The following is a 13,808-nucleotide window of genomic DNA, read 5'->3' on the forward strand; positions in this document are numbered from 1 at the left end:
AGAACTTGGCCCGGGAATTTAAAACCCCGTGCTGGCGATCCTTACTTGCTGGCCTGGGTGCCAAGGCGGTGACCGGTTGGCGGCAGCATTTCTATAAGCATGGATTTAGCCATGAGAAAGCCGATTTTCACATGGCGCTGCTTTGCGCTCAGGTATGGAATGCCAACCATTTTGTGCCTAAATCGCCGTTGTCTCACACAGACTTCTTACCCAAGCAGCAGTGCCAGAAACCACCCCCAGTAGAACGAACCGAAGAAGAGCTGATGTCATTGGCGACAGCGGCCGGAGGAATATACCTTGAGTGCCCAGATAGCTGATTTTAACCTCCGCTTTAACGCGGAAACGGTGCAGTTCGAAAAGGATGTCAACAGCGTCAAAAAGATGCTGCGAGGTTATGCCCGTGATGCCAACGCCGCCAATGATGCAACGGGTGGATTTAACAAGCAGATCAACGCTGCTGACATTAGCCTGAAACGGTTGAATGGCGTAGCGACTCTGGCCGCTGGTTCAATTGGGGCTGTGACTGCTGGCCTTGGCGCAGCCGCTACGGCTTCCACTTTTATGGTACGTCATACTGCGCAGCAGGCCCGTGAAATTGAGCGTATGGCCACGGTTGCTCAGGTGAGCGTTGAGGAAATTCAGGCATTAGGCTATGCCTCGGAGCAATACAGCATTTCCGGGGACAAAATGGCTGACATCCTCAAGGATGTGAACGATAAGATCGGTGACTTTACCGAGAACGAAGGCGGTGAGTTCGCTGACTTCATGGCGAACATTGCTCCGCTCACGGGACTGACCATAGAGAAGCTGCAGGAGCTATCCGGGCCGGAAGCGCTGATCGCAGTGAAAAATGCGATGGATGCGACGAATGTGCCGATGAAGTCGCAGCTGCACTATTTAGAGGCGATTGCCAACGACGCTTCTGCCCTGATGCCGTTGTTGGAGAACAAAGGCGCCCGGCTGTATCAGCTGACCCGTCATTACAATGATTTGAACGTCGCAATGTCGGAGTATGACATTGGCCAGTTCAAGGCGATGGATCAGCAAATCGGTGATATGGAAAAACAGATGGGCCGGGCCTTTCGTGGGCTGGCGCGTCAGGTGACCTATGCACTATTGCCGACCATGTCTGATGTGAACGGTTACGTGACGGACCTGTCGAAGGGCGTGAATGATTACACCCAGCAAATTAAAGCGATGGGTGTGGCTTCTGCGACCTGGAGCGTATTGTCCGGGAACACCATGCGGGAGAAACACCGCGAGCTGTTTGCAGAAATCGTTGAGCTGAAAGCTGAGCTGGCTGAGTACGAAAACATCCCGTATGACAGCCTCATGTCGATCAACCTGCTCCCGGGCGGGAAAAGTCAGAACGCTCTCAACAATATTCAGCGCGACCTGGCGATGAAGCAGGATGCGCTCAAGCGTATTAACGAGACGGTGATCGAGCAGCAGAAGATGGTCTCCGGCTGGTATGACTCACCACTGCCGGGCAGTAGCGCCGGCACTGGTGATGACGGTGGGCTTAACCAACCGGTGCGACTCAAACAAACCGATAAGGATGAGCAGAAATCCGGCCAGACCAGACTGGCCTCGCTGGATACGCAATATGCCGATGAGCGGACGAAATTACAGCTGGCTCATGAGCAACGGCTATCGGATATTGAGGACCTACAACTCTCCGAAGCAGAGATAAAGCGGCGCGGCTTTGAGTCGATGGCGGCGTTGCGCCAGGAGTATCAAGGTAGAGAGAATGAGTTCTACCAGCAGCAGCAGGAAGACTACCAGACTCAGCAGGACCAACGCATCCAGGCTGAGCTGGAAGCATTTGCTCGTAAGGAAGAAGAGAAAACCCAGATAGCCGAGCGCGAGGCGAAGCAGCGCGAAGCGATCGAGCAGCGTATCGATCAGCAAGTTTTGGCGATGAAGTACAACCTGGCGAGCCAAACCCTGGGATTGATTGCCGACACGGCGAAGGAAGGCTCTTTTATACAGAAAGCGGCATTTGTAGCTCAAAAAGCGATGGCTGCAATGCAGGTCTTCCAGCAGGGTGAAGTGGCAGCGATGGCCGCGCTATCCCCACCGCCGATAGGTTTAGGACCGACAGCCGGACAAGGTTACGCGACAACGATTCGGGCCATGGCTGGTGTCAGTGCGGGAATGATTTTGGGTCAGTCGCTGGCTGGGATGGCGCACTCTGGGATTGAAGCGGTTCCGGCAGAGGGAACTTGGCTGCTTGATAAAGGGGAGCGGGTCTATACCAATGATTCGGCGCGCAGAATTGACCAGATGTATGGCGTGTTGATGGCCATGAGTAGTTCTCGGTTTGCGGTAAATGATCCGGTCTACCAACAGCAGCCCCAGGCTGCTGCACCAAATATTTTCAAATTCGAAAACCAGTTTAATACGTCCGGAGGTCAAGCCGGGGAAGACGTTGCTCAGCTTGCCCAGATGGTAAACAGCTTGGTTGTGCAGGTTTTGGAGCGAGAAATTAGACCTGGAGGGATGCTGAGTGGGCTTGGTTGAATTTAAGTGGGTGCCGGTCCGGGGTGGGAAAATCGATGAGGAACCACGTGTTCAAAAACTATCGTTTGGTGATGGTTATGAACAACGATCTCCGAATGGCATCAATCACCAGCTGCAAAAGTTTTCTTACACGTTCCGCTACCGGCATGAAGAAATTACGAGCATTCGACAGTTTTTATTTGAACGCGGTGGCGTTGAGCCATTCATCATTTACCCGACGGATGAGCCTTATCCGACCAAAGTGATTTGTGAAAAATGGAGTCGACGTCGAATTAGTGCGACGGACAGCGAACTGACCGCAACGTTTGAAGAGGTGATCGCATGACGTTACCCGCCAAGATGCTGGCCGAGTCGGTCCAGCTGACCCAGCCGCCGTTGCTGGACCTCTACGACATTGACCTGACGCCGCTGGGTGGCGATATGCTGCGGCTACACAACGGCACCAATGCCAAACGTGAGCCCCTGGTCTGGCGTGGTCATATTTACCAGCCGTACCCGTGCCAGGGGGCGGGGTTTGAGCGCTCCGGCCGTGGCCCGTCCAACCGGCCGAAATTCTCGGTCGGGAACCTGCACGGCTTGGTGACCGGCTTGGTCAAGGATTACCAGGAGCTGGCCGGGGTTGTAGTCACCCGCCGGCAGATGTTCCTCAAACACCTTGATGCGGTGAATTTCGAATCCGGTAACCCCCATGCCGATGAGACGCAGGAGCGGGTGAGCCGGTTTGTGATCGAACGCCTGGCCGAGCTGACGGCCCTGCAGGCGACCTTTGAGCTGTCGCTGCCGAGCGAGATGCAGGGGGCGATTATCCCGGCCCGGCTGATCACCACCGATGTTTGTGCATGGCAGTACCGCAGCGCCGATTGCGGCTATACCGGTGGCCCGGTGGCGGACGCAGATGATAAGCCGACCGCCGACCCGGATTGTGATCGGTGCGGCAAACGGCTGTCGAGCTGCCGCATTCGGTTTGGCCAGCACGGCGTCCTACCCTTCGGGGGTTTTCCGACTTCAGTGAGAGTAAAGCGATGAGTGATTATCACGCCATGATCCGCCATGCGGCGGATTGTTATCCGCAGGAAAGCTGCGGGTTGTTGATCAGCACCCCGGAGGGGGATGAATACCTCCCGGCCCGAAATCTGGCCCCGGAGCCGACCGAAGCGGCCGTGATTGATCCGGATGCCTGGATTGAAGCGGCCCGGATGGGAGAGGTGATCGGCGTTGTCCACAGCCACCCGGATGGTCCGGCCGTGTTGAGCGGTGCCGATCGGCTGGCGCAGCGTCAGACGGAGCTGCCCTGGTATTTAGTTGTCGGGGAGCAGGTGCGCACGTTTGCGCCGGTCCCGCCGCTGCTGGGGCGGCAGTTTGCCCACGGCACCGTGGATTGTTACACCCTGTTTCGCGATGCCTATGCGCTGGCCGGGCACCCGCTGCCGCAGTTCCAGCGTTCGGACGACTGGTGGGAAAACGGCCAGAACCTCTACCTCGACAACCTGCCGAAATACGGCTTTACCCGGGTTGACGAGCCGCAGCCCGGCGATGTCTTGCTGATCCAGCTGCAAAGCGACACCCCGAACCATACCGCAATTTACCTCGGCAACAGCCAGTTGCTGCATCATTTGCCGAATCGGCTGTCGGGCCGGGATATTGTCGGCGGCTACTGGCAACGCCACCTGCACAGTATTTGGAGATACGAATCTTGGCAACCATCCGATTTTATGGGGATCTTGAACGATTTGGCCGCCGGTTCCGGCTCGATGTAACCACCGCCGCAGAGGCCATTCGGGCACTCTGTATCCAGATCCCCGGCCTGAAACAACATCTGCAGCAGGGCCACTACCGTTTCCGGGTTGCCCGCCACGATGTCTCAGAAACCAGCTTGCAGGATCACCTGCGGCAGCCGTTGCGCGATGGCGATGTGATCCATTTAGTGCCGGTTGTCGGTGCGGCGAAATCAAAATATTTCTCTGTCGTTGCCGGTGCGGTCATGATCGGTGTCGGCCTTTTTACTGCCAACCCGGCCTTAGTCTATGCCGGGATCGGCATGATGGTCGGCGGGGTTGCAACCCTGCTGACCCCGGTGCCGCAAACCGACTCGAACAGTACCAATAACGGCAGCGGCAACAAATATTTCAGCTCGCTCGGGAACACCGTGGCCCAGGGCTCGTGTGTGCCCCTGGTTTACGGTGAGGTCATGGTCGGCAGCAAGGTGCTGTCGCAAGGTTTGAGGACAGGGTAATGGGCAAGGGCGGAGATAAGGGGCATACCCCGGTCGAACAGCCGGATAACTTGAAAAGCCGCCAGCAGCTGGCGGTGATTGATCTGGTTGCCGAGGGAGAAGTTGAAGGGCCGATCAACGGGCTGCAGGCGGTGTTCCTGAATGACACCCCGGTCGAGAATCCGGACGGTAGCTATAACTTTTCCGGGATCACCGCGCAATGGACCCGGGGCACCCAGGGGCAGGCACCGCTCGCGGGGTTTGCGTACCTGGAGAATGAACAACCGGTGTCTGCGGAGGTGACCGCGGCCACTCCTTTGGTTCGTGGGGTGACGGACCCGAATATCGATCGCCTGCGCCTGACTTTCGGGGTGCAGTCCCTGTTTCAGCAGGAAGATAACGGCGATCTCAATGGCAGCTCGGTCCAGTTTGCGATCCAGCTGAGTGATGTGCACGGCTGGCGCGGGGAGCAGTATCATACGATCGAGGGAAAGACCCGGTCGGAATACCTGATCAGCGTTGAACTCGACGACCTGCCGCCGGTGCCGTTTAACATCCGACTCAAGCGGCTGACGCCGGACAGCGACAACTCAAAGCTGAATAACCGCACGGTGTGGTCCAGCTACACCGAGATCATCGATACCAAACTGCGCTACCCGAACACCGCCCTGGTCGGTTTGACGCTGGACGCCGAACAATTCAGCGGGGTGCCGCGGCGGAATTATCTGATCCGCGGGCGGCGGGTAAAGGTGCCCAGCAACTATGATCCCGCCAGCCGAGCCTATACCGGGCTGTGGGACGGGACGTTTAAAATTGCCTGGACCAACAACCCGGCGTGGATTTACTACGATTTGGGCACCTGTGAGCGGGCCGGGATCGGTCGCTTGCTGGGCGCTCAGGGCGTTGATAAGTGGGTGATGTACCAGTTGGCGCAGTATTGCGATCACCTGGTGCCGGACGGGCACGGCGGCCATGAGCCTCGGTTTACCTGCAATGTTGCGATTACGGAGCCACAACAGGCCCATGAAGTGTTCAGCCAGCTCTCCAGTGTATTCCGGGGGATGCCGATTTGGGACGGCATGCAGTTGTCGGTATCACCGGATATCCCGTCCGATCCGGTCCATCGGTATACCAACGCCAATGTCATTGAGGGCAAGTTCAGCTATCAGAGTTCACCGCTGAAATCCAGGCACACAGCGGCGCATGTGCGCTGGCAGGATCCGGAAAACGGGTGGGAGGAATCGACTGAGTACGTCAGTGATGACGAATCGATCATCCGCTACGGGTTGAACGTCGCCCGGATTGACGCCTTTGGCTGTAAGTCCCGGGGCCAGGCCGCGCGGGCGGGCCAGTGGTTGTTGGTGACGGAGCACCACGAGCGCAACACGGTATCGTTCAGCGTCGGCCGGGAAGGTTTGCGGCACCAGGCCGGGGATATCATCGAAATTGCCGATAACCAGTTCGCCGGCGCGAGCATCGGCGGCCGGGTAAAATCGATTGAGGACAAACGGGTCACCCTGGATCGCGCAGTGGAAATCAGCGCCGGTGACAGCGGTTGGCTGGGGTATATCACCGGCGAGGGCAAAGAAAAACTGATCGGCATCTTCTCTCACCCGGAGCCGGATGTCGTGGTGCTCGATGAGCTGCCGGAAGGGCTTGATAATTTCGGCGTCTGGACGCTGGCGACGACCAGCCTGGAGCCGACGCTGTGGCGGTGTATCACGATCAGCGAAGAAGCCGACGGCACGTTCGGCGTGACGGCGTTGCAACATGTGCCGGAAAAGCACCAGATCATCGAGAACGGGATCAAGTTCGACCCGCCTGAGAGCACGCTTTACAGCGGGAAAATCCCGCCGATCGAGCGGTTGCAGGCAGAAGTGATGCCGGAAGACAGCCAGTTTCAGGTGCGCTTGACCTGGGATACCCCCCGAACCATTGAGGGGCTGAAATTCCGGGTCAAACTGAGTCGCAACGATGCGGTGCGAGCCCGGGAGACGGTAGACGATACCGAGTACCTGGCGGGCACTTTGGATATCGGCAGTTATACCGCGTATGTGCGGGGCGTAAACGGCCAGGGCCAACTGGGACCGGAAACCATGGTCGCGTTCGACATTGCCGCGCCGGCAGTGCCGGTCGACATCGATATCGAGGCCGATAACCTCTCATTGACGGCCCGGCCGGTGATTGATGGTCCGACGGCGTTGGGCACCCAGTATGAGTGGTATTTCGGCCAGACCCAGGACGCGGTGATTAACCGCCTGACCCCGCTGGGCCGTGCCTTCATCCTTAACAAGCAGGCGCTGAAACCCGATACCCAGTATTGGCTGGGTGTTGAGGCGGTGAACTCGGTCGGCCGCTCCGGCTTGTTGACCAAGGCCGCCAAGACCTTGCTCAAGCCAGACGACATCCTGCAGATCATCGGCCCGGAAATCCCCAAGCTGGACTGGGCAAAAGAGCTCAACCAGATGGTCGAGGACAACAGCGCGGCAGTGATCCTGCTCGGCAACCGGGCCGCTCTGGTGGTGAACCAGGACGGCCGGGTGTCGGGGATGACCGTTTCGGCCAGCTCGGAAGCCTCGGCGATTGATTTCATGGCCGATTACGTTAGTTTTACCGATCCGGACACCCGTCAGCGCAATCTGTACTGGGACAACGCGCTCAAAACCCTGGTTATGAAAGGCCAGATCAAGCTGCTCGATGGCCACACGGTGTCGGGCCTTGATGATATCCGGGCTCAGGACGGTGACGACGGCGATACCATTTACACCGAGTTTCAGTTTTCGGCCGACGGCAGTAGCTGGCATTTCCCGGATCAGCCGGGGGATATTTACTTGCGCTCCCGGGTGGTAACGAATGGCAGTGCGGGTGCCTGGGGTGCGGCGACGAACCTCAAGGGCGACAAAGGGGATAGCGCCACCGAGCGTTATACCTGGATCCGTTATGCCGACTCGGCCAGCGGTGAGGGGCTGTCGAATGATCCTGCCGGTAAGGCTTATATCGGGGTGGCCTACAACCGGACCAGTGCAGCGGAGTCGAACAACGCGGCGGAATACAGCTGGAGCCTGATCCGGGGTGCCGACGGTGACACGGTGTATACCGAGTTCCAGTTTTCGGCCGACGGCAGCAGCTGGCACTTTCCGGAGCAGGCCGGGGATATCTATCTGCGGACCCGGGTGGTAACGAACGGCAATGCGGGCGCATGGGGCGCGGCAACCAACCTCAAGGGCGACAAAGGGGATGACGCCACCGAGCGTTATACCTGGATCCGGTATGCCGACTCGGCCAACGGTGCGGGATTGTCGAACAACCCGGCGGGCAAGGCTTATATCGGCGTGGCCTACAACCGGACCAGTGCAGCGGAGTCGAGCAACCCGGCGGAATACAGCTGGAGTTTGATCCGGGGTGCCGACGGTGACACGGTGTATACCGAGTTCCAGTTTTCGGCCAACGGCAGCAGCTGGCACTTTCCGGAGCAGTCCGGGGATATCTATCTGCGGACCCGGGTGGTAACGAACGGCAATGCGGGCGCATGGGGCGCGGCAACCAACCTCAAGGGCGACAAAGGGGATGACGCCACCGAGCGTTATACCTGGATCCGGTATGCCGACTCGGCCAACGGTGCGGGATTGTCGAACAACCCGGCGGGCAAGGCTTATATCGGCGTGGCCTACAACCGGACCAGTGCAGCGGAGTCGAGCAACCCGGCGGAATACAGCTGGAGTTTGATCCGGGGTGCCGACGGTGACACGGTGTATACCGAGTTCCAGTTTTCGGCCAACGGCAGCAGCTGGCATTTTCCGGAGCAGTCCGGGGATATCTATCTGCGGACCCGAGTGGTAACGAACGGCAATGCGGGCGCCTGGGGTGCGGAGACGAACCTCAAGGGTGACAAGGGGGATGACGCCACCGAGCGTTATACCTGGATCCGGTATGCCGACTCGGCCAGCGGTGCGGGATTGTCGAACAACCCGGCGGGCAAGGCTTATATCGGGGTGGCCTACAACCGGACCAGTGCGACGGAATCGAGCAACGCGGCGGATTACAGCTGGAGTTTGATCCGGGGTGCCGACGGTGACACGGTGTATACCGAGTTCCAGTTTTCGGCCAACGGCAGCAGCTGGCACTTTCCGGAGCAGTCCGGGGATATCTACCTGCGGACCCGGGTGGTAACGAACGGCAATGCGGGCGCCTGGGGTGCGGCGACGAACCTCAAGGGTGACAAGGGGGATGACGCCACCGAGCGTTATACCTGGTTTAAGTATGCGGACGGACCGGATGGTGCCGGGCTGTCAGATGACGGCACCGGCAAAGCCTATATCGGGATCGCTTACAACCGGACCAGCCCGGTCGAGTCGACTAACCCGGCGGATTATGCCTGGACCAAAATTCAGGGTAAGGACGGCGCGGATGGCCGTCCGGGGGCCGGGGTGTTCCGGCTTCAGACCACGACTGGGGTCTTCCCGACCTCGGATGAGGTGGCCAACAGCTTGTTTGCCAGTCATACCGGCCGAGCGCCGGTGCTTGATGATGTACTGAGCGTGTATTCAGTTGACGGCAATGGCTATGTCAGCCAGGCCGACTCGAAGATGTTCGACGGGTCGAGCTGGGTCAAGCCAAAGATGTTCATCGACGGCGATTTGATAGCGCTGGGGACGATCCGGGGCGAGCATATTGTTGCCGGGATAGAGTTGCGAGCGCCGCGGATCCGGGGCGGTGATATTGGTATCGGCGAAGGCGGCAAGTATGCGGGATACAACACGTTTATTGACCATACGGGCAAGATCTTTACCGATCAGCTGTATGCGACGGGCGTTTTTGTCGGCCGACAAAACATCGCGGAAAATTCGGTGTCGGTTGCGCGATATGCATCTGCCCGGAATATTTCTGGCACTTCCCACACGATGACCCTGACCGGGGTGCCGCATGGGTATCCGGGGAAGGCCCAAGTCCGGCTGACGATGGATTTTAAAGTGGACAGCACCCCGGAATTTTGCCGGGTATTTATTAACTCACGCAAGCGAGGGAGCATTTACACGCATTATGAGTATCGGGATTTACTCGACATCATGGTTGGCTATCCGAACTGGATTGTTTTGCCGGCCGCCTTTGATTATGAAGAAGGCATCTACGACTACGAGGTACAACTGATGTCGAGTGTACCGTTCTCGGTTAAGAAAATGGTCCTGGAAACCCTGGCAGTCTGGCGCTGACGACGTCTTTAACCTTGGCATTGAACCAAAATGGCTTGGCTTTTTAGCCAGGCCTTTTTTTATGGAGTTTTTATGGCAGTAATCATTAGCGGCATCTTGCGTTCCCCGGCCAATGCGCCGATGCCGGATATCGATATTATCCTCAATTCGCTGGAAACCAGCCGGTCAGTCCTGGCGACGGTGGAGAGTAAGACCACGACTAAAGGTGACGGCAGTTATCACATTTCGGTTCCGCCGGGGTTCTATAATGTCCTGCTGGCTCGTTACGGTCAGCGTCCGGCAACTGTCGGGAAAATCCGGGTTTTTGAAGACAGCCTGCCGGGCGATCTCAATACCTACCTGGATGCACCTGTTTCGGAGCTGGCCCCGGCCTGGTTCCGCGACATTGAGGCTGAACGCGAGAAAGCAGAGGTGGCGGCGTCGGCGTCCAAAGCCAGTGAGCAGGCTGCAGCGGGTTATCTTGGTGCATGTCAGGGCGAGGTTGGTAAGGCGGCCAGCCATGCTGCCCGGGCCGAGCTAGAGGCTGATCGTGCCGCACGAATCAGCGGCGTGTCAACGGTGCAAGTAGCTGTCGCCCTGGCGATTGAAGAAGGCCGGTTCTTTGCTGCGAAATGGGCCGATATGGAAGCTATGCGCGCCTACAACCTGCAACGGTTCGCAGCAAGCGGGTTTGTGCATATGGGACAGCATAACAACGCCTACGTACCAGTAAATCAGGGGATGACCTCCTACGATGGAAGGTCTAATTACTGGATAAATCAACTCCAGCTCGGAGTTCCGATAACAGCCACCAATAACGTAGGAAACTCCAAAGAACTACATCCCCAGGTCCACATTGCAGGGTTTGTTTCCCAAATAAAGCAAATGAATCGTGCGCCAGGGGAGGCGGGGAACAGTGCGGTCAAGTTTCCCGGAGCCGAAGCAGGCACTTGTGTCTATGACTCAGCTACCGGGCAGTCCATCGATTACCGCTATGACGTGGATCCGAAATACGGGGACGTGGCCGCGACACATAATGAAGCAGCCAGTCGGGCCTGGGAAGGGGATGTCAAAAACGGTGATTTCCGATTTGGGGATGATGGGAGTTGGTCGGTATCGGGGGGGGTGATAATAGATAATACAGGAGCACAGTTTACTGCGTCTGGGAGCGATTCACGACTTCGCACTCATAGTATTGATATAGCAGGCAACGATATTGTTATTGAGTTTACTTGTGACGTTGCAGAGACTATTGCTTTGTATATCTACGGTGGGGATGGCGATGATGCGACTATTTACGTGCAAGCAGCTCCGGGAAAAAATACTGTAAGATCACTAGCCGCGAATAGGAATGATGATTATTCCTCTAATAACTACGTGATGTTTCGTAGTGGTTCAGGGTCGTTTTCAGGAAAAATTTCAAACGTTTCAATCCGCTTAGCTACTCAAGAAGTCGTCACCGACCGCGTAGACCTCTCCGGCCTTGAAGGCTGGCTTGAGCGCGTTACCCCGGACAACCCGATTGTCTACCCGAACGGCTTGATTCAGTCTCAAGCCGCCACAATGGATGGCATTCCGACCGTTACCAGCAATCGCCCGGATAGCTACTATGCAGTGTGTGAGGGGGATGTTTCAAGCCGTGGCAAAGGGGTGAATATTTTCACTGCTACCGTCGCTCAGGCGGATGCCTTGTTTGCAAATCCGTGGAACAATTTATGGAATCTTGGCTTGGACAATGACGGTAAACCGATCGTCGTGCAATGGCGGATTCGACAACGAACTATTCGCGGGGCCGGGAATGGGGATTGGGGTAGCGTTGATGCTGCGAGTGGCAGTGGGCTAGCATATCAAATCTCGCCCTTCTATAAGGGAATAATGCCTCAAGGCGCAAGGGATACGGTACAAGGAAGTCATGGGAGTACAAGCGATTATTTTGTACCGGCAGGCCATGCTTACGCACCTGCTGATACCCAAAAGGGTATTTACAGGGCAGTAAATGCAAGCAACACTTGGCCTGGTGCTTACAATAGCCTCTGCTTCTTCCTCCCGATCTGCGCCGTACCCCGGCTCAATCAGGGGGCTTATCACCCGAGCTTGAATCCGGCGGGGACTGCTAAGATTTTTAGCGCTGTCCAGGAAAGTAATTACGATGATTGGCATGTAGCTGATCGTATGCCTATCCAGAGTCCTAAAGACTGTTTTGACTTGGGGGATTATCCGAATACGGGCTTTGCGCATAAGGTGTTTAAGTGTGGATTTATTGGTAAGACATCAGGTCGCCCTGATGGCCGTCTCTATGACGCTATCTACGCAAGCGGCCTTGGCGGTGTCGATGACCTTCGCCTGAGTGCTTGGGGGGTTACTGGTGAAGACTATGCCCGCGTGAAGCAGGAGTTGATCGCCGGGACGTATCGCGGGGCTGAAAAACTGGTACGTATGCGCAAAGCTGAAGTATTTGACAGTCTGCCGAGTAATTCTGCTGTTGGTGGTTTAAAGTGGGCAGATACTGGCGAAACAGTTCTTTGGTCAGACCTCCCAAGCAACTTAAAAATAAAACAATGGCTGAAGCAGGATGGTAACAATACTCAGGGCATTTCAAGCCCTACCTATCGAGAGTTAGGTTTTGTTAGTACCAATACAAATTTACGCGGATCGCTGTCGAGTATTAGTTCTGATGCCTTGTACGTTTACTTGGCTCAGGCCACTATCGGCGAAGAAGTCCTTGTACCTTGTGAAACCAACCTCACCGTCTCCGGAGAATTTCAAGTTACAGAGGTTATTGGTGATCCTGCGAATATCCTTCAGTGTGATGCGTTGAAAGATGGGTGGTTAGGGGTGTGGAACCCGACGATTCCTGATGGTGTTATTAGTGATTTTAAACTAACGTGGAAATACGTTGGGTCAGGTACGGACATTACACGAACTTATACGGGGGACGCAGGAGTAACATGGACTTCCGGTAAGATACTGCTGAGTGACGTAGTTAAAAACGCAACAGCATTCACTGTCCACCCGGTGAATCAAGTCACGATTTACAATTATCTCGCCTTCGCCGCTCAGGTTGAAGAATGCGATAACTCGCCGGTGCAGAATGGTGAGGCGGGGATTGGTAATGTGTGGGCTTCTAAGTACTTCGGGAAAGAACTTGGCTCCCTAGTGGCAGAAGCTCTGATCGGCAAGGTGCTTACAAGTAACCAACAAGGGGATCGGGTTGGTTGCTATACGTTGACCTCTTTTGCTCAGTTCTCTGATGGACGGTTGTCAAATTCAGACAACACTGCGCCAATCTCCCACTCACCGTTGACGTTGGTGACTCCCGCAAATAACTCACCGGCGGTGAAGTTCCTTGACACCCGCTCCGTCGTCAACGACCAAGCGTTCCTCGACCTGCACTTCATGGAGTTAAAACATGATGGCACCGACTGGGGCGATTCCGGCAAGATTGTGATTGCTGATAAGACCTCAACCTACACCAATGACAACGGCGAAACCTTGCTGTGCGGCACCAAACGGATGGTCAAGCCGATGGGCTGGTTCCATAACAAACATTAAGGGGGCAAAATGTTTGCAAAAATTGATGATGTCCCGGCGGTCCTCGCGGCGTTCTACACCGCGGAAACCCACTCGGTGCAGCAGTTCAACGAGGACCAGACACCGGTCACGAAAGAGATCGAATACCAGTACCCGGACGAAAACGGTGATCTGCAGACGGGCACGTGCCCGGAGCCGGTGTTTGTGGCCGTCGATGTCGTGGTTCCAGTGCCCGTGGGTGAGCGCAAAAGCTGGGATGATGTTTGGCGGATTGTCGGACGTCATAAAGGCACACGCGACGATCTTATTCGCCAGTTCTTAGGCATGGTCTGTAACGCCCAGCAGTGGGCCTT

Annotated in this window: 9 protein-coding genes; all 9 read left to right on the top strand. The window is 56.5% G+C overall.

What is annotated here, in order from left to right; all coding sequences use genetic code 11:
* The first annotated feature begins 68 nt into the window (after positions 1 to 68).
* Positions 69 to 317, top strand: coding sequence for a phage tail assembly protein T (locus VV869_RS24460; RefSeq protein WP_443147364.1), 249 nt, complete (start codon positions 69 to 71; stop codon positions 315 to 317).
* Complete coding sequence (locus tag VV869_RS23825; protein WP_337737440.1) at positions 298 to 2,523, top strand: hypothetical protein; 2,226 nt, start codon at positions 298 to 300, stop codon at positions 2,521 to 2,523. The genes VV869_RS24460 and VV869_RS23825 overlap by 20 nt, the downstream gene beginning before the upstream one ends.
* A complete protein-coding gene (locus VV869_RS23830) occupies positions 2,510 to 2,848 on the top strand; it encodes a phage tail protein (protein WP_337737441.1) in 339 nt (112 codons plus the stop codon). Before VV869_RS23825 ends, VV869_RS23830 begins: the two co-directional genes overlap by 14 nt.
* Positions 2,845 to 3,549, top strand: a complete 705-nt coding sequence (locus VV869_RS23835) for a phage minor tail protein L (RefSeq protein WP_337737443.1) — start codon at positions 2,845 to 2,847, stop codon at positions 3,547 to 3,549. The genes VV869_RS23830 and VV869_RS23835 overlap by 4 nt, the downstream gene beginning before the upstream one ends.
* Complete coding sequence (locus VV869_RS23840) at positions 3,546 to 4,280, top strand: C40 family peptidase (protein ID WP_337737445.1); 735 nt, start codon at positions 3,546 to 3,548, stop codon at positions 4,278 to 4,280. Before VV869_RS23835 ends, VV869_RS23840 begins: the two co-directional genes overlap by 4 nt.
* Positions 4,217 to 4,756 carry a tail assembly protein gene (locus VV869_RS23845; RefSeq protein WP_337737446.1) on the top strand — a complete coding sequence of 180 codons (540 nt, stop codon included), beginning with the start codon at positions 4,217 to 4,219 and terminating at the stop codon, positions 4,754 to 4,756. The genes VV869_RS23840 and VV869_RS23845 overlap by 64 nt, the downstream gene beginning before the upstream one ends.
* Positions 4,756 to 9,945, top strand: coding sequence for a host specificity protein J (locus tag VV869_RS23850; RefSeq protein WP_337737447.1), 5,190 nt, complete (start codon positions 4,756 to 4,758; stop codon positions 9,943 to 9,945). The genes VV869_RS23845 and VV869_RS23850 overlap by 1 nt, the downstream gene beginning before the upstream one ends.
* 72 nt (positions 9,946 to 10,017) lie before the next feature.
* Positions 10,018 to 13,476, top strand: a complete 3,459-nt coding sequence (locus VV869_RS23855; protein ID WP_337737448.1) for a prophage tail fiber N-terminal domain-containing protein — start codon at positions 10,018 to 10,020, stop codon at positions 13,474 to 13,476.
* Between the two features lie 9 nt (positions 13,477 to 13,485).
* Positions 13,486 to 13,808: hypothetical protein (locus VV869_RS23860; protein ID WP_337737449.1), on the top strand; the 323-nt coding region annotated here is incomplete at its 3' end.

It is taken from the genome of Photobacterium sp. MCCC 1A19761 (assembly GCF_037389125.1).
Taxonomy (GTDB): Bacteria; Pseudomonadota; Gammaproteobacteria; order Enterobacterales; family Vibrionaceae; genus Photobacterium.